The sequence below is a fragment of the Kitasatospora griseola genome (assembly GCF_044999035.1).
GTDB lineage: Bacteria > Actinomycetota > Actinomycetes > Streptomycetales > Streptomycetaceae > Kitasatospora > Kitasatospora griseola.
The window spans coordinates 3,831,538-3,851,378 of sequence record NZ_CP173360.1; the positions used below are offsets into that span (position 1 = coordinate 3,831,538).

Below are 19,841 nucleotides of genomic sequence, written 5' to 3' on the forward strand. Positions count from 1 at the left end.
CCGGCGTTCGCCCGCTGCCCGCGCGGCCTAGAGCGGCTGCGGCTCCAGATCCCGGTTGCTGCGCTGCCAGCTGCGGGCCGCGACGACCGACGGGTGTTCCTCGCCGAAGAGTTCGACGAGTGCGGCCACCGCCTGCATCCGCAGGCTCTCCGCCTCGCTGCGGCGGCCGGCCGCGCGGAGGGTGACGGCGAGGTTGGCCTGGCAGACCAGGGTGTCGGGGTGGGTGGCCCCGTACCTCGCGGCGAGGCCGTCGTACGCGCTGCGGCCGAGCGTCTCGGCCTCGTCGAGCTGCCGGTTCTCGGCGAGCGCGTTGGCGAGGTTGATGACGGCGTTGAGGGTGAAGGGGTGGTCGGCGCCGAGGACCCGGGTGAGTCCGTCGACGGCGGAGCGGCCGTGCTGGACGGCGCCGTCGGTGTCGCCGGAGCCGCGCAGGTAGATGCCGAGGTTGTTCTCGCAGGCGAAGGTGAAGGGGTGTTCGTCGCCGAGCAGTCGCCGGTGGCCCTCGTAGGCGTCGGTGGCGATGTCGCGGGCGGTCTCCTTGTCGCCGGCGGCGCTGAAGTCCGCGGCGAGGTTGAGCCGGCAGGCCAGTGCGTCGGGGAACTCGGGGCCGTACAGGTCGACGTAGCGTTCGTAGGTGCGTTCGGTGAGTTCGCGGGCCTCGGCGTACTGTCCGGCGCGGCGCAGCGAGACGGCGAGCGACTTCGCGTTGCGCAGTTCCTCGGGCAGGCCGGAGGCGTCGACCGCGGCGAAGGTCTCGGTGACTTCGCGGAGCAGTTCCGCGGAGCCCTTGTAGTCGCCCATTTCGCGCAGGTCGCGGGCCAGGTTGGACTTGGAGCTGAGGGTGTAGGGGTGGCGGGCGCCGAGGACGGCGGAGCGGCGTTCGACGGTGTCCTGGTCGAGGTCGCGGGCGGCGACGCTGTTGCCGACCAGGCGGTGGTCGATGGCGAGGTTGTTGGCGACCGAGAGGGTGCGCGGGTCGTCCTCGCCGAAGAGTTCGATGAACTGGTTGAAGGTGTCCTGGTCGAGGGTGAGGGCTTCCTGGAAGCGGTTGAGGTAGCGCAGGTCGGCGGCCATCGAGTTGGCGGTCATCAGGGCGTACGGGTGGTGGTCGCCGAGGAGTTCGCGCTGGCCGTCCAGGGTCTCCTGGTTGAGCGCCAGGGAGTCGTTGTAGAAGCCCTGGGAGCGCAGCACGTTGGCGACCTGGAAGCGCAGGCTGTAGATCTGGCGCCGCCACAGGCGCTGCTCGCCGGGGTCGGTCTCGGCTTCGGCCCGGCCGGTCCAGCTGGCGTCGAGCTGGCGGCCGAGTTGCAGGGCCTGGTCGAGGTCGACGCGCTTCCACAGGTACCGGACGCGGTCGATGAGCATCTCGCGGACGTCCTTCTCGTCGCAGTCCTGGGCCCGGGAGGGCGTGAGGTGCGGCCAGATGGCTTCCAGGGTGGGCCAGTTGGCGGGGTCGTCGGTGTCGCCGCGGGACGGGCGGGCGTTGACCAGGATGCGGTGCACCTGGTGCATGGCGGTGTTGCGCTCGCTGTCGCTCATGCCGCTGCGGACGACGGCCTGGACCAGCCGGTGGACCTGGAAGGAGTCGGAGCCGGCGTCGGTCTTGGCGAGGGCGTAGCGGCTGACGGCGCGCAGCACCTTGCCGAGCAGGAAGGTGTCGGTGAGTTCCTCGTCGTAGGGGTAGAGCGCGAGGCGCATCTGCTCGGAGAAGAAGAACTGCTTGAGCGAGATCGGCTCGGGGGCGAAGAACGCGCAGAGTTCCAGCAGCCGGACGGCAGCGGGGGACTGTTCGCGGAGCCGGGTGATGGAGACGTTCCAGGTGAGGCCGACGGGGGTGGGGTAGTCGACGGGGGTCTCGCCGGCGGCGAGCACCTTGGTGGCCTCGGCCTTGAGCTGGCTGACGTAGGTGTCGACGGGGGTGCGGGTGGTCTCCAGCCAGGCGGCGGCGACCTCGACGGCGAGCGGCAGGTCGCCGACGGCCTCGGCGACCCGGTCGGCGTCGGCGCGGACCAGACCGCGGACCCGGCGGGTGAGGTGGTCGACGGACTCGGTGCGGTCGAAGACGTCGACGTTGAGCACGCCGGCCTGCCCGGACCAGCCCTGGTTGCGGGAGGTGACCAGGATGTGGCCGGGGCCGTCGGGGAAGAACCGGCGGATCTCGCCGGGCTCGTCGGCGTTGTCGAAGATCAGCAGCCAGTTGGGCGTGGGCAGGCCCTGGCGGAGCGCGTCGCGGGCGGACTGGGCGGCCTCGTTGACGTTCTCGCCGACCCGCAGGCCGAGCCGTCCGGCGAGTTCGGCGAGGCCGACCGCGACGTTCTCGCTCTGCTCCGCGTCGATCCACCACACCAGGTCGTAGTGCGACATGTAGCGGTGCGCGTACTCCAGCGCGACCTGGGTCTTGCCGACGCCGCCGAGGCCGTACAGGGTCTGCGGCGGCGGCAGCACGGCGGTGGTGCCGCCGGCGAGTTGGGCGCGCAGGTCGTCGAGGACCTTGACCCGGCCGGTGAACGAGTGGTTGCGCTGCGGGACTTCCCAGTAGGTGGGCTTGGTGCCGGGGAAGCGCGGCGCGCCGGGGGTGCGGTCGGGCAGCTCGGTCTCGGTGCGGCCGAGGGCGCGCAGCAGGACGGTGGCGGCGGCCTGTTCGTCGCGGCCGATCAGGTCGACCGGGTTGCGGCTGTTGTAGGGCGCGTTGAGGCGCACGTCGGAGACCCGGACCGGGATGAGCTGGCGGCGGGCGCCGGCCGGGTCGGCGAGCACGGTGCGGTCCCACAGCGCCTGGGCCTGCGGGGACTGCAGGTAGGCGGCGGACAGCAGGGCGACGGTCCGGTACGCGGAGTCGATGCCGCGGCCGGTGGCCTCGCGCGGGTTGGCGCCGGCGCCGAGGTCGCGCGGCACGACGCGGTAGCCGGCGTCGGCGAGCAGCGCGGAGATCCAGTCCGCCCAGGCGCGGTCCTCGGGCACGTAGCTGAGGTACAGGTCGGCGGGGGCGGTGGGACGGCGGCGGGCGAAGCCGTCGAGGTGCCGCAGTCTCAGGTCCTCGGGCATCGGCGGGAGTCCGGCGACCCGGCCCTGGGTGATCTCCCGGGTGAGGCGTTCGTTGGCGGCGAGCATGGAGCCGGGCAGGCCGGGCTGGTCGCCGAACGGGGCGAGGATCTCCTCGTACGCGTAGAACGGCCGGTAGGGGATCTCCACACCGGCCCAGTAGCGGGCCAGGTCGGGTTCGCCGAAGCCGGCGGGCAGGCCGCCGAACTTGATCCGGGCGAGCGCCCGGCCGGCGTCGGCCTTCTCCTTCTCGCCCTCGTCGATGCGCATCGGGACGGGCAGGATGCGGATGTCGCGGTCGCCGTAGCGGTCCTCGATGACCCGGGCGATCCGGGAGGCGCCGTCGATGGACTGGTCGCTGAGGGTGAAGCAGACCACCAGGTCGTCGGGCATCTCTACGGTGCAGATGTCGGCGGTGTCGGTGAGTCCGGTGCGGCTGTCGATCAGCACGTAGTCGTAGCGGCGCTTCATGTCGGCGCGCAGCGACTGGATGAAGCGGCGGCCCTGGTAGCGCTCGTAGAGCAGGTCCCAGTCGAGGCGGGCGACGGAGTAGTCGCGGTTCTGCTGGCCGGCGGGGACGAGGTCGATGCGGCCGCCGCCGGGGAAGTGCGGCCAGGCGAGGGAGAGCGCGTGCGGGTGGATCCGGGCGAAGTCCTCGATCCAGTCGGGGTCGCGGTCGACCGGGCGGCGGGCCTCTTCGAGGTAGTCGGCGAACAGGTCCATGATGCCGGTGGTCGCGCCGACGATCTCGGGGTTGAGGAACGGCCGGAAGAACTGGCTCAGGCCGGGGGCCTCCAGGTCCCAGTCGACGACCAGCACCCGGTAGCCGTTGGCGGCCATGATCCAGGCGGTGTTGGCCAGCGCCATGGTGCGGCCGGTGCCGCCCTTGTACGAGTAGAAGGTGACGATCCGTCCGTGGCGGTTCTCCACGGTGGTGTCGCGACGGCGCGCCTGGATCTGCGGGCCCTTCGCCGGCCTCTCGGTCATGACGTTCCCTCCCCCGGGCCCTTGGTGCCCGTCGTGTTCCCGCACGCCGTGCCGCCGGACGGAGTTCCGACCGTCCGGCGTCCTGCTGTCCGCCCGCTCCCGTCTCCGGGCGCGGGCCTAGGGTCCGATGCTGGGTCTGCGGTCCGTGGGCCCGTCGTCGGGGCGGTCGCGGTGGTGCTGTTCGTGGGCCGTGCAGGCCCGCATGACGGCGCGTTCCATCTCGCCGCGGAACTCCTCCAGGCTGCCGGGGGCGCCGGCCGCGGCGTCGTCGCGCAGGCTGGGTTTCTGCAGGGCGCCGCGGCTGACGGCGAGCACGCTGTCGCCGAGTTCGTTGAGCATCCGTTCGTGGTCGCGGCTCTGCTGGTCCTCGCGGTTCCAGGGTTCGATGATGGCCACCGAGCCGAGGTTGCGCCGGTCGAGCCGGCGCACCGCCTCGACCCGCCGCGCGTCCAGGAACGCCCACCGGTCGACCAGCAGTACGCACGGCGCGGACGGGCGTTCGCCGGTCAGCAGGTGCTCCGCCTCCTCCTCGAACTCCCGTACGGTGGGCTGGAATCCCATGTTCCGGGCGACGTCGGCGGCGTCCTGGGCGAGCGGCCGGCTGGAGTCCGGCCGGAACGGCTGCCAGTCGGTGCGCTGTTCGCCGTACCAGGCGCCGCTGCGCTGCGGCGGCAGTTCCGGCTGGCTGTAGGAGAACACCGAGATCCGCACCTTGTCGGCGACGTCCGGCGGGTCGAACGCGGACGGCTGGGACTCGAAGTCGAAGACCTGCCCGGCCGGGATGACGGTCTGTTCGGCGACGTCGACGATCCGCTGGGCGAGCCGCCACACCGCCGTGTGGTACTGCGAGCTGAACGTGGTGATCTTCATCAGCGCGTACAGGCCCTCGGCCGCGTAGTCCTCGCCGAAACTGTCGTGGTTGAACTGCAGTTCACCGGCCACCCGGGGCAGCGGATAGTGGTCCATCGGCACCCACAGCGCCGGCACTATGCCGGTCATCCGCTCGGCCGTGGGGCGCCGCTGGTAGACCGAGCGCCGGGTGAACAGGTGCCACTCCCGGCCGCACGCCTCCGACTTGAAGTACCGCGGCGAGTACAGCGGAACGAACACCCGACAGCTCGCGAGCTCCCTCGACAGCCGCTCGGCCCACTTCTGGCCCTGGTGCATGGAGCGGTCCATGAACCCGATCGGATGCCCGGCGGGCAGGTCGGTGATCTGGAGTATCGCCTCGCACAGGTCCTGGTAGAGCTTCGCCACCCAGAGGTTCGGGTCCGCCGCGCCCCGGGAGTTCACTCTCGGGGTGTGGGCGTAGCTGAGGAAGAAGTACGGCCTCGGTGCTTCCTTCCCCCGGACCGTTGGGCTGTTCACACGCGCCTCCCCCGAGCCCGCCTGTCACCTGTTCCCGAAAGGGACTCAAGTGTAGGAACGGCTGCCGCCGGAATGGAATAGGGCCTTGATCCGATGCTCCGTCAACTCTGCCCGCTCCTGAACCACTTGTCCGCCAGATCGACCGCTTCGCGGATCTGCATCAGGTAGCAGTGCGCGTCGCCGAGCGGCCCTGACTCCAGCGCGTCGCCGAGCCCGCCGGCCAGCACCTCGCCCATCGCCGGGAAGTGCTCGTCCTGCAGCCGGACGCCGGTGAAGCTCCGCCAGCGCCGCGCACCGCCCGGGGTGCGCACCACGCACCGGTACTGCTGCGCCTGCCGGTCCGGCTGCCAGTACTCGAGCAGGTGGAGCGGGGTGCAGCACCACACCGGGACGCCGATCATCAGGCACCGCGCACCGCTCCGGTAGAGCCGCCCGGCGGGCGACTCCTCGCCGAGGTGACTGCGCAGCGGGTGGCGCTCCGTCACCTCCCGGGCCTGCGGGCCGATCGCGGTGAAGGAGGTCTGCGGGTGCCGGCTGCGCAGCGCCCCGGGCAGCAGCCGGACCTCCTCGGCGAGGTGCCCCATGGTGGGCGAGGCGGGGGTGGCGGCGGCGTCCCAGGCGGGCATGGCAGCGTGGTATTTCCGCAGCTCGGCGGGGGTGAGGCCGGCGATCGCGGCCCGGTAGTAGGAGGAGGTGCGGGAATTCTCGGGTGTAGCGGTGTACACGACCAGCGTGCCGTCCGCCCCGAGCGCCTCCCGGAGCGCCCGTACCACCCCGGATGCGCCCTCCGCGACCGGGCCGATCGCCCGCAGCGAGGCCTGGACCAGCAGCGTCTCCCCGGGTCGGACGCCGATCTTGTCGAGGTGCGTGACGAGCTCCGCAACGGAGTACATGAGGCCTCCCACAGCCACGGGTCGGAGCCGCCGACCCCCGACCGGGCGGCCGAATACACCGGATCCCTACCCGGCGTCCCGCCGGTCTCCCGGCATCAGGGGCGAATTCGGGCCACCTGCCGGTCAGTTGCCGCCGATGGCGGCCGCGCGGGCCTGCCACTGGGCGAGGTTCTCGGCGGCGGACTCGCGGGCCGCGGTCTCGGCGGCCGCGCCGACCGGGACGGTGAGCCAGGGCTCGACGGCGGTGCGCATCCCGTCGGTGAAGCGGGTGCCGAGGGGGGTGAGGGCGCCGGAGTCGGCGAGGGTGGCGATCGAGGCGACGGTGTGGGCCCGCCAGGTCGCCAACTGGACCCGGGCGGGCTGGGCGGGGCCGTTGCGCAGCCCGTCGTACGCCCGGACCCGGGTGGCCCAGAACTCGGTCACCGCCAGGTGCGCGTAGGTGCCCTGGAACAGGCCCTCCAGCGGGCGCGGGTCGGGCCGCCACGGGGCGTGGAACAGGCGCGGGTCGGCGCGGTCGTACAGGTCGTGGAAGTCCAGCACCGCGCCCAGCTTGACGTGCTGGAACTCGTGCGCGATCAGCAGCGCGAGGGTGGGCGCGGTGGCGGGCCGGGCGATGCCGACCGCGCCGAAGGCCTGCCGGGCGGCGGCGGACACGTCGCGGCCGGCCGGACCGCGCCGCAGCGGGGTGAGGGTGGACAGGCCGGCCCGGATGCCGGGCGCGTAGCCGGGCAGGTCGCGACCGATCAGCTCCCAGGCCTCGCGCAGCGCCCCGGCCCAGGCCAGGTACTCGGCGTCCGCGAGCCGCTCCTCGACCGGCCACTGGTGGCTGTCGCGCTGCGGGTCGGTGTCCTCCAGGGCGGGCGTCCAGCCGCCGGCCAGGGCGGTGCGCCGCACCGGCTGCCAGTGCGCGTCGGCGGGGGTGTCCGGGCCGATCCGGCGGCCGCCGACGGTGAAGCCGTCGGCGTCGCCGGTCAGCACGGTCTCGCCCGCGCCGCCGACCGACACCCGCCCGAGGGTGGGCAGGTGGACGGCGCCGCCGCGCACCGGCACCGGCAGCTCGAAGGCCCGCCGGGCGCGCACCGCGGCGGCGGCCGCCACCTCGGCCATCCCGCCGAGGTCCCCGCCGCCCTCGCCCTGCAGGCAGCGCACCGCCCAGGCCCGGGTGTACGGGTGGGCGAGCACCGCCTCCAGCGCGGGGGCGTCGTCGGCGTCCAGCGAAGTGACCAGCCCCCAGGCCGGGGAGGCGGCCCCCACGGCCGCCACCAGCCTTCGGGTGAGGCCGAGTTGGGCCCGGGCCAGGGTGCGGACGGTGTCGGCGCCGCCGTACCCGGCGGCGAGCTCGTCGAGCTGACGGTCGGTCAGCACGGCGCCGGGCGCGTCCTGGGCGGGGACGACGGGGGCGGGGGCCATCCGGTCGCGGATGGTGGTGATCAGTCGCATCAGGTCACCGCAGTAGACGGAGGGATTGCGGAAGCCGGAGCCGTCGCCCCGGTAGCGGTGGGCGTACAGGCCGCCGCCGCACGAGCGGACCACGGGGCAGCCGCGGCACTGCTCGGCAAGCCCGGCCAGCCCGGACTGTCGCTCGACCATGCCGGGGTGCTCGGCGACCTGGTCGAGGGTGTGCTCGAACACCGTGAACCCGGTCTCCGGGGCCCCGTCGTAGGCGGTCTTCAGGCTGTCGGCCTGCTCGAAGGAGCCGTCGGTCTCCACCACCACCAGGTCGGCGGGGTCGAGGCCGAGCGACTCGGTGAGGCTGGAGCGGCCGCGCAACGTGCGGTACACCGAGTCGAAGGTCCGCACCGGGACCGGCCGGCCGAGTTCCTCCCAGCGCCGGTGGACCGCCAGCAGCCAGTCGGCGTACGGGGTTTCGCCGAGGCCTTCGGGCCGCTTCGGCGGCTGCTCCCAGGTGGCGTGCGGGAGCAGGAAGTCCACCCGGGGCGGCTCCAGGGCGACCAGCGCGTCCAGCACCGCGACGGGGTCGTTCTCCACGTCGATGGTGCACAGCAGCCCGGCGTACAGGTGCCGGTAGGCGGGTCGGCGCAGCAGCTCGACGGCGGCGAGCACCTTGGCGTGGCTGCTGCGGCCGTCGGCGAACCGGCGGTGCCGGTCGTTGGCGGCCCTGTCGCCGTCCAGCGAGATGCCGACCTTGATGCCGTGGGCGGCGAACAGGTCGAGGAAGCGGGGGGAGAGCAGCACGCCGTTGGTGTGGATGCGCAGGTCGAGGGCGCAGTCGGCGGGCAGGGCGGCGCGCAGCAGCTCGGCGGCGCGGCCGAGCAGGGCGGGCCCGGCGAGCAGCGGTTCGCCGCCGTGCAGCACCACGTGGACGGCGGGGAGCCGGTGGGCGAGGGCGTGTTCGGCGATCCGTTCGGCGGTGCGGGCGAGCACCGCCTCGCCACTGGCGCGGGCCTTGCCGCGCCAACTGGTGTCGGCGTGTTCGTACACGTAGCAGTGGTCGCAGGCAAGATCGCACCGAGCGTGCATCTTGATCACGAACTGCGAGAACGGCACCAGCGGGCGCGGCACGGGAATCGGAGGTGACGTCGCGTCGAATGCGCTCGGTCGTCCGGTCAGATGGAGGAGTTGAAGGCGGCGACGGCCACCGGGCCGGACTCACCGCCCGGAAGGGCTCGCGAGAGCTCGGCGACGAGCTCTTCGGTACCGAGGGAGGCCAGAGCTGCCAGAGAAGGAGCGGACTCCTCGACGCGCGCGCTGTCGGCGGGCTTGGTGGCGGCGACCATGATGACTCGTTTCTGCGCCTGTCGGCGCGAGACAGGCCTCGGCGTCCTGTGCCGAGAATTTCACCCGACCTGACCTTAGCGCCGGTACCCAGGTTTCAGTGGTCCAAACCACCAACTTTTTAGCCCGTAGGAGGGGCAGGTTGCTCCAGCTGGTTGACGCGCAGGGCAACGAACTTGACATTCCGTCAGGGGCAGAGCCGCTCCACCCGCCACCCGTCGCCCTCGGCGACGAAGCGCAGCCGGTCGTGCAGCCGGTTCTCCCGGCCCTGCCAGAACTCGACGGTGCGCGGGACGACCCGGTAGCCGCCCCAGAACGGCGGCACCGGCACCCCTTCGCCCTCCGGGTACCGGGCGGCCAGGTCCGCGTAGCGCTGCTCCAGCACCGCGCGGTCGGCCACCGGGCTGGACTGCTCGCTGGCCCACGCGCCGAGCTGGGAGCCGTGCGGGCGGGTGCGGAAGTAGGCGGCGGTCTCGTCCCGGCCGACCTTCTCCACCCGGCCGCCGATCACCACCTGGCGGGCCAGGCCGATCCACGGGAACAGCAGCGAGGCGTTCGGATTGGCGGCCAGGTCGGCGCCCTTGCGGGAGCCGTAGTTGGTGAAGAACACGAAGCCCCGCGGGTCGTAGCCCTTGAGCAGCACGGTGCGCGAGGACGGCAGGCCCTCGGCGTCGGCGGTGGAGACCACCATCGCGTTGGGCTCGACCACGCCCGCCTCGACGGCCTCGTGGAACCACCGGGCGAACTGCCGGAACGGGTCCTCGGCCAACTGGTCCTCGGCCAGGCCCTCGTGCTGGTAATGCCGGCGCATCACGGTCAGGTCCGGCACCGGCCGCTCCTCGGCCGGCGTGGACAGGGCGCTGGGGTGACTGTGGCGTTCCGCGGTAGGCACGCCAACATCATCCCGTACGACAAGCGCCGAGCGCCGCTACGTCCGCGCAAACACCCGGCGATAAGGTGGCCCGCCACCGCAACCCGACCCGCTGCCCGGGGAATCGTCCGGTTTCCACCGGAGCGCCCCGGAAGATCCGCCGACGATGCCGGAGTCGACAGGGGTTCGAGCGGCCCATGGGGGAAACATCACCGTCGTGGTGTATGGCGCAATGCACTCCGTGCCTGCCACTCTGACACCGAGTGCCAACCACCATCGGTCACCGGCGTGCCGTCCCACCACGGCCGCACGCCGCGTCGGATCACTGAAGGAGCCGTTCTACATGTCGGACTTCGTACCCGGCCTTGAGGGTGTCGTCGCCTTCGAGAGCGAGATCGCCGAACCCGACCGCGAGGGCGGCGCGCTGCGCTACCGCGGGGTGGACATCGAGGACCTGGTCGGTCAGGTCTCCTTCGGCCACGTCTGGGGTCTGCTGGTCGACGGCCGGTTCGCTCCCGGCCTGCCCGCCGCCGAGCCGTTCCCGATCCCGGTCCACTCCGGCGACATCCGGGTCGACGTGCAGTCCGCGCTCGCCATGCTCGCCCCGGTGTGGGGCCTCAAGCCGCTGCTGGACATCTCCGCCGAGCAGGCCCGCGACGACCTCGCCCGGGCCGCCGTGATGGCGCTGTCCTACGTCGCCCAGTCCGCCCGCGGCCAGGGCCTGCCGATGGTCCCGCAGCGTGAGATCGACAAGGCCGGGACCATCGTCGAGCGGTTCATGATCCGCTGGCGCGGCGAGCCGGACCCGAAGCACGTCAAGGCCGTCGACGCCTACTGGACGTCCGCCGCCGAGCACGGCATGAACGCCTCCACCTTCACCGCCCGGGTGATCGCCTCCACCGGCGCCGACGTCGCCGCCGCGCTGTCCGGCGCGGTCGGCGCGATGTCCGGCCCGCTGCACGGCGGCGCCCCGTCCCGGGTGCTCGGCATGATCGAGGAGATCGAGCGCACCGGCGACGCGGCCGGCTACGTGAAGAAGGCCCTCGACAAGGGCGAGCGCCTGATGGGCTTCGGCCACCGCGTCTACCGCGCCGAGGACCCGCGCGCCCGAGTGCTGCGCCGCACCGCCAAGGAGCTCGGCGCGCCGCGCTTCGAGATCGCCGAGGCGCTGGAGAAGGCCGCGCTGGAGGAGCTGCACAACCGCCGCCCCGACCGCGTGCTGGCCACCAACGTCGAGTTCTGGGCCGCCATCATGCTGGACTTCGCCGAGGTCCCCGCGCACATGTTCACCTCGATGTTCACCTGCGCCCGCACCGCCGGCTGGTCGGCGCACATCCTGGAGCAGAAGCGCACCGGCCGACTGGTCCGTCCGGCCGCCCGCTACATCGGCCCCGGCGCCCGCAAGCCGCAGGAGATCGAGGGCTGGGACCAGATCGGCCGCTGACACCCGATCGGATGAACAACTGACGAACCGTCAGCGTCCTTGACGCCGCCACCGGGCGCGCGCACCGCCCCTGACCAGGGGAAGCGCGCGCCCCGGTGAGTGCTGTCCGGTGCCGGGAAGATCACGTCTCAGCGGCCGGACGGGCTTACAGCCGGGCAATTCGGAGCGATAGGCTGCGGGCGTGGCTCAGATTCAGATCCCCGCCGACAATCTGCCCAACGACGGCCGCTTCGGCTGCGGCCCCTCCAAGGTGCGCCCCGAGGCCCTGAGTGCCCTCGCCGCCACCGGATCCTCCCTGCTGGGCACCTCCCACCGTCAGGCCCCGGTCAAGAACATCGTCAAGCGCGTCCGCGAGGGCGTCGCCGAGCTGTTCTCGCTGCCCGAGGGCTACCAGGTGGTGCTCGGCAACGGCGGCTCCACCGCGTTCTGGGACATCGCCGCGTTCGGGCTGGTGCGCGAGAAGTCGCAGCACCTGAACTTCGGTGAGTTCTCCTCCAAGTTCGCCTCCTCCGTGAAGGCCGCCCCGTGGCTGGCCGAACCGACCGTCATCAAGACCGAGCCGGGCACCCACCCGCTGCCGGTCGCCGAGGCGGGGGTGGACGTCTACGCGCTCACCCACAACGAGACCTCCACCGGTGTGGCGATGCCGATCCGCCGCCCCGAGGGCGCGGACGCCGGCTCGCTGGTGCTGGTCGACGCCACCTCCGGCGCCGGCGGCCTGCCCGTCGACATCCGCGAGACGGACGTCTACTACTTCGCCCCGCAGAAGTCCTTCGCCTCCGAGGGCGGCCTGTGGCTGGCCACCTTCTCCCCGGCCGCGCTGGAGCGCGCCGCGGAGATCGCCGGCTCCGGCCGGTACATCCCGCCGTTCTTCGACCTGCCGACCGCGATCGACAACTCCTCGAAGGACCAGACGTACAACACCCCGGCCATCTCCACCCTCTTCCTGCTGGCCGACCAGCTGGAGTGGATGAACGGCCAGGGCGGCCTGGACTGGGCTGTGTCCCGCACCGCCGAGTCCTCCTCGATCCTGTACGCGTGGGCCGAGAAGTCCTCGTACGCGCAGCCCTTCGTCGCCAAGGCCGAGGAGCGCTCGCAGGTCGTCGGCACCATCGACTTCGACGAGTCGGTGGACGCCGCCGCGGTCGCCAAGGCACTGCGTGCCAACGGCATCGTGGACACCGAGCCGTACCGCAAGCTCGGCCGCAACCAGCTGCGCATCGCGATGTTCCCGGCGATCGACCCGGCGGACGTCGAGAAGCTCACCGGCGCGATCGACTACGTGGTCGAGCACCTGAACGGCTGACACACCCGTCGCCCCGCGAAGGCCCCGGTCCGCGGACCGGGGCCTTCGCTCATGCCGCGTTCGGGCCGAACCGGCCGAGGAAGCGGCCGGTGAACAGGTCGACGCCCTTGAACTCCGAGACCATCGCGGTGGGCGCGACAGCCGCGCCGTCCGGGTCGCGCTCACCGACGAGGGCAGCGAACTCGCCGAACGCTTCTACGCCGACGCCTGCCGCAGGATCGACGGCCTGCCCGCCGGGCTGACCGCCGAGCAGCGCGAGACGCTGGCCGCGCTGCTCGGCCGGGTGGTGCTGGACAACGAGGCCCCGGTGGTCTTCGTCGAACCCGACCGGGCCTGACGCGTCGCCTACCAGGCGTAGGCCTCCGGCGCGGGGCCGCCGCCGTTCGGGCCGGGCGGCGGGAACAGCCGGTCCAGCTCGGCCAGCAGCGCCGCGTCCAGCTCAAGGTCGAGGGCGGGCAGGGAGCCGTCCAGTTGGGCCGCCGTGCGCGGTCCGATGATCGGGCCGGTGACGCCCTCCTGGGCGAGCAGCCAGGCCAGGCCCACGTGCGCCGGGTCGGCCCCGGCCGCGGCACAGAGCTTCTCGTACGCCTCGATGGTCGCGCCGTGCTCGGCCAGTGCCGCCGCCGAGTGCCCGCTGCCGCCGCGCGCCGCCGTCCCCTCGCGCCGCTTGCGCAGCACCCCGCCGAGCAGCCCGCTGTTCAGCGGGCCCCACGGGATCACGCCGATGCCGTAGTGCCGGGCGGCGGGCAGCACCTCCAGCTCCGCCCAGCGGGTCATCAGGTTGTACCTGGACTGCTCGGCGACCAGCCCGAGGAAGTGCCGCTCGCGGGCCGCCTCCTGGGCCTGCGCGAGGTGCCAGCCGGCGAAGTTCGACGAGCCGAAGTACAGCACCTTGCCCTGCTGCCGCAGGACGCCGAACGCCTCCCAGACCTCGTCCCACGGCGTGTGCCGGTCGATGTGGTGCATCTGGTACAGGTCGATGTGGTCGGTGCCGAGCCGGCGCAGCGAGTCCTCGCAGGCCCGCCGGATGTGCAGCGCGCTCAGCCCGCCCTCGTTCGGGCGGCTGCCGGTCGGGATGTACACCTTGGTGGCCAGCACCGTCCGCTCGCGGCGCTCCGGCGAGCCGGCGAACCAGCGGCCGATGATCTCCTCGGTCGAGGTCTCCCCCGGCCGGGTGCCGTAGACGTTCGCGGTGTCGAAGAAGTTGATGCCGTGCTCGTGCGCCCGCGCCATGATCGCGTGGCTGTCCTGCTCGGAGGTCTCGGTGCCGAAGTTCATCGTGCCGAGCACCAGCCGGGACACCCTCAGCCCACTGCGGCCGAGCCGGGTGTACTCCATGGAAATCCGCCCCCTGCGTCGCGGCGGGCCCCACGGTCGGGCCCGCGTCGCGCCCCACCCTACGGATCGGCCGACCGCGAACCGGCCCCGTCGCCCGAACCGGGCGGGGCCTACTTCTGCACGAGGGCGCTGATGATCACCACGGCGAGCAGCAGGACGAACGCGCCGGTCACGATCCGCATACGGGTCTTCGGGTCCACGCTTCGAGACTAGTCGGTCGCCCGGCCTACCCCTGCCCCGGCCCCTCCCCGGCGGGCAGGGCATCGCCCCGGTACTCGCGCTGCCGGAAGACCGTCGGGGCGACGCCGACCCGGCGGGTGAACAGGCGGGTGAAGTACGCCGGGTCCTGGTAGCCGACCCGGCGGGCCACCGCGGAGACCGGCAGTTCGCTGGCCGCCAGCAGGTGCTTGGCCTCGTTCAGACGGACAGTGAGCAGGTACTCCTTCGGGCTGGTCGCGCCCTGGGCGCGCACCGCGCGACGCAGTTCCTCCACGCCCATGCCGACCCGCCGGGCGTGCTCGGCCACCGACATCGGCAGGCAGGCGTCCCGGCGCAGCACCTCCATCACCGGCGCGCCCTCCGGGCCCAGGTCGGCCCGGTGCCGGTGCAGCTCCACCAGCAGCTCGTGGACCGCCGCGGACGCCTCCGCCCCCGCCGTCGGCCCGCCCCGGCGGCAGACCGCGGCGATCCGGGCGATCACCCGCTGCGCGCCCTCCGCGGAGTCCAGCGGCACCACCTCGGCCTCCGGCAGCAGCCCCAGCTCGGCGTACCCGGCGGTGCCCGCGCCGGTGAAGTCCACGAAGGACTCCGCCCAGCCGTCCCCGTCCGGCCCGTAGTGGTGCGGCACCCCCGGCCGCAGCCACAGCACCGCGGGCGCCGCCACCGGCAGCCGCCGGCCGCCCGGCGGCGCGTACCAGCCGCGCCCCGAGCCGACCACCACCGCCACCCAGTGGTCCAGCACCCGCGGCCCGACCACCGGCAGCCGTCCGCGCTGCAGGCCCACCCCGAGGCACGCCAGGCCGGTGCGCAGCTGCGCCGGCCCGGGCGTCAGGTAGTGCCACCAGCGCTCCATCGTCCTCCGTCCTCGGATTCCTTCCCGGACAAGTCCAACACGCCGTCCCGCTTTGTCCATGGTCCGGGCCGGTGCCTTCTTGCAGGCTGGGGGCATGCTCACCTACGACTCGACCGGCTTCCGCCTCGACGGCCGCCCGCTGCGCATCCTCTCCGGCGCGATGCACTACTTCCGCACCCGCCCCGAGCAGTGGCCCGCCCGCCTCGCCGCGCTGCGCGCGATGGGGCTGAACACCGTCGAGACGTACGTGCCGTGGAACCTGCACGAGCCCTCCCCCGGCCGCTTCGAGCGCCTCGACGAACTGGGCGCGTTCCTCGACGAGGCGCACCGCCAGGGCCTGTGGACGATCGTCCGGCCCGGCCCGTACATCTGCGCCGAGTGGGACAACGGCGGCCTGCCCGGCTGGCTGACCGCCAAGGTCGGCCGCCGGGCCCGCACCAGCGACCCCGAGTACCTGGCCGCCGTCGACGCCTTCTTCGACGTCCTGCTGCCGCAGGTCGTCGACCGCCAGTGGGGACGGCCCGGCGGCACCGTGCTGATGGTCCAGGTCGAGAACGAGTACGGCTCCTTCGGCAGCGACCGGGTCTACCTCGACCACCTGGCCCGCGGCCTGCGCGAGCGCGGCGTCACCGTCCCGCTGTTCACCTCCGACGGCCCCGAGGACCACATGCTCGGCGGCGGCACCGTCCCCGGCATCCTGGCCACCGTCAACTTCGGCTCCGACCCGGAGACCGCGTTCGAGACGCTGCGCCGCCACCGCCCCCAGGACCCGCCGTTCTGCATGGAGTTCTGGAACGGCTGGTTCGACCACTGGGCCAAGCCCCACCACACCCGGGACACCGCCGACGCCGCCGACTCCCTCCGCCGCATCCTCGCCGCCGGCGGCTCCGTCAACCTGTACATGGCCCACGGCGGCACCAACTTCGGCACCACCGCCGGCGCCAACCACGAGGACGCGCCGTTCAACTCCACCGACTGGACGCACTCCCCGTACCAGCCGACCACCACCTCCTACGACTACGACGCCGCCCTCGACGAACGCGGCCTGCCCAGCGCCAAGTTCGACGCGTTCCGGCAGGTCATCGCCGACTTCGCGGCCGAGAACCCCTCGCTGGTGCACTACTTGGACGACCGGGTCGCCGAGCTGCCCGCCGCGGCTCCGGTCCTGGGCGGACGTGACGTCGCGCTCACCGAGATCGCCGAGCTGCCGTTCGGGGACGCCGTCGCCTCCCCCGTGCCGCCGCTGTTCGAGGAACTAGGGCTGGAGCAGGGCCTGGTCCGCTACACCACGACCGTGCCCGCCATCAGCGACGCCCAGCCGCTCACCGTCGAAGGCCTGCGCGACCGGGCCGCCCTCAAGGTGGCCGGCAAGCACGCCGCCTCGCTCGAACGCGGCGTCGCCGCGGAGAGCGTCACCGCGACCGGCGGCGACCAGGTCACCCTGCTCGTCGAATCGCTCGGCCGGGTCAACTACGGCCCGCTGGTCGGCGAGACCAAGGGCATCACCGGCGTCCGCCACGAACGCCAGTACCTGCACGGCTGGCACGCGCAGCCGCTCGCCCTCGACCCGCTGCCCCCCACCACCGCCTACGCGGCGGGCGACCCCGGCCCCGAGCTCCTCGCCCGCGGCACCCTCCACCTGGACGCCACCGGCGACACCTTCCTCGCCGTCCCCGACGGCGACCACGGCTACCTGTGGGTCAACGGCTTCCTCCTCGGCCGCTACGACCGCCGGGGCCCCCAGGTCACCCTCTACTGCCCGCAGCCGCTCCTCCACGAGGGCGCCAACACGCTCACCCTGCTGGAACTCGGGCAGGCGTCGCCGTCCCGCATCGAGCTCCGCGAGGCACCCAACCTGGGGTGACATCAGGTGGGCACGGGGAACTGCGCGACAAGCGCACGCCACATCCGCAAGGTCGCGATCACGTGCACGTCATTGTCCCGCGTCGCGATCTTGCGGCGGGGTGCGTTCCCCTTCGCGCAGTTCCCCGCGCCCCTGTTCTCCCATCCGCCAGCTCTCGACGACGCTGTACCGGGCCGGGCCGAACCCCGTCTCGCTGCGCATCAGGTGGATCCGTCCGGCCTCCCACTCCGTCCCCCGGAAGTGGTTCATCGCGTCTGCCATCGCCTGCATCCCGCCCGCCCGGTGATGGCTGCGGGCCAGGGTCAGGTGGGGGTGGAAGGGGTGGTCGTCCGTGATGTCGAGTGCGTCGCGGACGGCGTCGGCGAGGCGGCGCAGGGATGAGGTCTCGCCCTTCACGCCGCACCACAGGACGCGGTCGCCGAACGTCCCGCCGCCGGCCAGCCGCAGGCGGAGTCCCGGGTGGTCGGCCGCGACGGTCGCCAACTTCTCGGAGAGCTGCGGGACTTCGTCCGCGGGGACGTCGCCCAGGAAGGCCAGGGTGAGGTGCCACCCGGCCGTCTCGCTCCAGCGCAGGCGGTCCGCTCCGGGGAGTTCTCGCAGCGAAGCCGTCGCGGCGGCGAGTTCCTCGATGGCGCGGGTGGGCGGGTTCACGGCGACGAAGAGCCTCATTCCGTCATCCTGCCCTACCGTCCGATGCCCGCCACCGGATAGAACAGAGGCCATGCGTATCCGCACCGGAGGTCCCGACTCCGCTCCCGCCCTGCTCGCACTCATCGACGGCGCGGTCGCCTGGCTGACCGCGCAGGGCCGTACCGGCCAGTGGGGGTCGGTGCCGTGGTCGCAGCGTCCGGAGTCGGTGGCGCGGGCCGAGCAGGCGTGTCGTGAGCAGTTGGTCCGGGTCGCCGAGCGGGCGGCCGGCGGGGGCGACCCGCTGGGGGTGTGCGTGCTGTCGGAGGAGGCTCCGTCGTACGCCCCGCCGGCGCCGGAGCGGGAGTTGTACGTGCGCTGGCTGGTCACCGACCGGGCGCACAGCGGGTCCGGCATCGGCTCGGCGCTGATCGCGGACGCCCTGCGGGAGGCCCGGGCCCGCGGCATCGAGCTGCTGCGGGTGGACTGCTACGCGGGCGGCGACGGCCGGCTGGTCGAGCAGTACGAGCGGCTGGGGTTCACCCGGTCCGCCACGTTCACCGTCGACCAGCCGGCCGGCCCGTGGCCGGGCCAGGTGCTGGAGCAGCGCGTCCCGCGGGACTAGCAGGCGGTCGCCAGGTCGTCCTTCTGCACCACCGAGAACACCCGGCCGCGGGCCCGCACCGGGTGCAGGTCGAGCCGGAGGCGCAGGCCGCCGATCCGGCCGAGGACCAGGGCGACCACGCCGGCGGCCGCGGCGGAGACCAGGCCGCAGGCGAGCAGGCCGAGACGGGGTCCGTACTGGGCGGTGATCCAGCCGACCAGCGGGGCGCCGATCGGGGTGCCGCCGGTGAAGACCAGGACCAGCAGGCCCATGACGCGGCCGCGCATCTCGGGGTCGGTGCCGAGCTGGAGCGCCGAGTTGACCGAGGTGTTGAAGGTCAGACCGAAGATGCCGATCAGGGTGAGCAGCAGCGCGAACGTCCAGTAGCCGGGTGCGAACGCGGCCATGATCTCCAGCGCGCCGAAGGCCAGCGCCGCGAGGACCAGGCGGCGCAGCCGGGGTGCGCCGCGCCGTGCGGCGAGCAGCGCGCCGGTGAGCGAGCCGACCGCCATGGCGGTGTTGAGCAGGCCGTACGCGCCCGCGCCGACGTGGAAGGTGTCGTGCGCGAAGCCGGCGAGCAGGGTCGGGAAGTTGAACCCGAAGGTGCCGATGAAGCCGGCCAGCACCATCGGCCAGAGCAGTTCGGGCCGTTCCCGGACGTAGCGCAGGCCCTCGCGGAGCTGTCCGCGTTCGCGGGCGATCCGCTCGACGGGGCGCAGTTCGCTGCTGCGCATGGCGAGCAGGCCGCCGATGACCGCGGCGAAGGACAGTGCGTTGACCGCGAACGCCCAGCCGCTGCCGACCGCGGCGATCAGCGCGCCGGCCACGGCGGGGCCGACCAGTCGGGCGGTCTGGAAGTTGGCGGCGTTCAGGCTGACCGCGTTGGCGAGGTCCTTGGCGGGGACCATCTCGCTGACGAAGGCCTGCCGGGTCGGGTTGTCGACGACCGTGACCAGGCCGAGCAGCAGCGCGAACAGGTAGACCACGCCGGCCGTGACGGCGCCGGTGATGGTGAGCAGGGCGAGGCCGGCGGCGAGCAGGCCCATCGCGCCCTGGGTGGCGATCAGCAGGCGGCGCTTGGGCAGCCGGTCGGCGAGGACGCCGCCCCACAGGCCGAGCAGCAGCATGGGCAGGAACTGCATGGCGGTGGTGATGCCGACCGCGAAGGGGCTGCCGGTGAGGCTGAGGACCAGCCAGTCCTGGGCGATGCGCTGCATCCAGGTGCCGGTGTTCGAGACGACCTGACCGGCGAAGTAGTACCGGTAGTTGCGGATGCGCAGGGACGAGAACATCCCTCCCGGGCGGGTGAACCGGCCCGGCGAAGCGGCGGGGGTCTCCGCCGCGGTGCGTTCCTCGGGGTCGTCGTCGCCGCTGCCCGGCAGGCCCGCGGGGGCGGGCGCCTGGCTCTGCGCGGCGGGTGCGCCGGTGGGCGCGGGTTCGGCGGCGGCCGCCTCGTCGGCGAACGGCTCGTCGGTGCGCTGCCCGGTGGGACGGGCGGTGATGCGTCGGGGGTCGGTGCGGAAGTCGGTGCGGATGGTCGCGGTGCGGATCGCGGCGGCGCGGGCGGCCGGCGGTGTCACAGTGGTCTCCCCTCGACGCGCCGCGACCGTTTCGACGGCCGCGGCGCGGTGTGTGGCGCTGGTGGGTGCTGCGGTGATGCGGTTCTCCTTCGTTCGCCCTGAGACGGTG

The 19,841-nt window shown here is 73.1% G+C and carries 14 protein-coding genes; 4 read left to right on the forward strand and 10 right to left on the reverse strand.

The features are described 5' to 3' along the window. Positions 1–27: 27 nt before the first annotated feature. The 6 genes from fxsT to pdxH all read right to left on the reverse strand — a co-directional run bounded on the left by fxsT (position 28) and on the right by pdxH (position 9,837). Complete coding sequence (gene fxsT, locus ACI1MP_RS17175; protein ID WP_100587530.1) at positions 28–4,029, reverse strand: FxSxx-COOH system tetratricopeptide repeat protein; 4,002 nt, start codon at positions 4,027–4,029, stop codon at positions 28–30. 117 nt (positions 4,030–4,146) lie between these two features. Beyond that, the gene (locus ACI1MP_RS17180; protein ID WP_380339907.1) at positions 4,147–5,397 is read right to left on the reverse strand and encodes a TIR-like protein FxsC; all 1,251 of its coding nucleotides are present in this window, start codon (positions 5,395–5,397) and stop codon (positions 4,147–4,149) included. A gap of 101 nt (positions 5,398–5,498) precedes the next feature. Next, entirely contained in the window at positions 5,499–6,290 is a 792-nt protein-coding gene (locus tag ACI1MP_RS17185; protein ID WP_380339905.1) for an aminoglycoside N(3)-acetyltransferase, read from the reverse strand. A 123-nt stretch (positions 6,291–6,413) separates the two neighbouring features. Beyond that, complete coding sequence (locus ACI1MP_RS17190; protein WP_404868967.1) at positions 6,414–8,813, reverse strand: FxsB family cyclophane-forming radical SAM/SPASM peptide maturase; 2,400 nt, start codon at positions 8,811–8,813, stop codon at positions 6,414–6,416. A gap of 44 nt (positions 8,814–8,857) precedes the next feature. After that, the gene (locus tag ACI1MP_RS17195; protein ID WP_380339899.1) at positions 8,858–9,028 is read right to left on the reverse strand and encodes a hypothetical protein; all 171 of its coding nucleotides are present in this window, start codon (positions 9,026–9,028) and stop codon (positions 8,858–8,860) included. Between the two features lie 185 nt (positions 9,029–9,213). Then, positions 9,214–9,837 carry a pyridoxamine 5'-phosphate oxidase gene (pdxH, locus tag ACI1MP_RS17200; RefSeq protein WP_100587640.1) on the reverse strand — a complete coding sequence of 208 codons (624 nt, stop codon included), beginning with the start codon at positions 9,835–9,837 and terminating at the stop codon, positions 9,214–9,216. 403 nt (positions 9,838–10,240) lie between these two features. On the opposite strand from pdxH, the gene ACI1MP_RS17205 reads away from it, so the two are divergent. Beyond that, the gene (locus ACI1MP_RS17205; RefSeq protein WP_043915640.1) at positions 10,241–11,341 is read left to right on the forward strand and encodes a citrate synthase 2; all 1,101 of its coding nucleotides are present in this window, start codon (positions 10,241–10,243) and stop codon (positions 11,339–11,341) included. Between the two features lie 181 nt (positions 11,342–11,522). Next, positions 11,523–12,647 carry a phosphoserine transaminase gene (gene serC, locus ACI1MP_RS17210; protein WP_100587534.1) on the forward strand — a complete coding sequence of 375 codons (1,125 nt, stop codon included), beginning with the start codon at positions 11,523–11,525 and terminating at the stop codon, positions 12,645–12,647. A gap of 345 nt (positions 12,648–12,992) precedes the next feature. On the opposite strand, the gene ACI1MP_RS17215 is transcribed toward serC, so the two are convergent. Further along, on the reverse strand, positions 12,993–13,985 hold the full coding sequence (locus tag ACI1MP_RS17215; RefSeq protein WP_404868968.1) for an aldo/keto reductase: 993 nt from the start codon (positions 13,983–13,985) through the stop codon (positions 12,993–12,995). A gap of 226 nt (positions 13,986–14,211) precedes the next feature. Continuing rightward, a complete protein-coding gene (locus ACI1MP_RS17220; protein ID WP_404868969.1) occupies positions 14,212–15,057 on the reverse strand; it encodes an AraC family transcriptional regulator in 846 nt (281 codons plus the stop codon). Between the two features lie 94 nt (positions 15,058–15,151). Here ACI1MP_RS17220 and ACI1MP_RS17225 point away from each other — a divergent pair, with 94 nt between their 5' ends. Continuing rightward, positions 15,152–16,921: a beta-galactosidase gene (locus ACI1MP_RS17225; RefSeq protein WP_404868970.1), complete on the forward strand. Its 1,770-nt coding sequence runs from the start codon at positions 15,152–15,154 to the stop codon at positions 16,919–16,921. Between the two features lie 69 nt (positions 16,922–16,990). On the opposite strand, the gene thpR is transcribed toward ACI1MP_RS17225, so the two are convergent. After that, positions 16,991–17,590 (reverse strand): RNA 2',3'-cyclic phosphodiesterase, encoded by a 600-nt coding sequence (gene thpR / locus ACI1MP_RS17230; protein ID WP_404868971.1) that lies wholly within the window; start codon positions 17,588–17,590, stop codon positions 16,991–16,993. A 52-nt stretch (positions 17,591–17,642) separates the two neighbouring features. Between thpR and ACI1MP_RS17235 the strand changes: the two genes are divergently transcribed. After that, a complete protein-coding gene (locus ACI1MP_RS17235) occupies positions 17,643–18,173 on the forward strand; it encodes a GNAT family N-acetyltransferase (RefSeq protein WP_404868972.1) in 531 nt (176 codons plus the stop codon). On the opposite strand, the gene ACI1MP_RS17240 is transcribed toward ACI1MP_RS17235, so the two are convergent. Next, positions 18,170–19,732 (reverse strand): MFS transporter, encoded by a 1,563-nt coding sequence (locus ACI1MP_RS17240; protein WP_404868973.1) that lies wholly within the window; start codon positions 19,730–19,732, stop codon positions 18,170–18,172. The two genes, ACI1MP_RS17235 and ACI1MP_RS17240, sit on opposite strands and share 4 nt — an antisense overlap. Between the last annotated feature and the right edge of the window lie 109 nt (positions 19,733–19,841).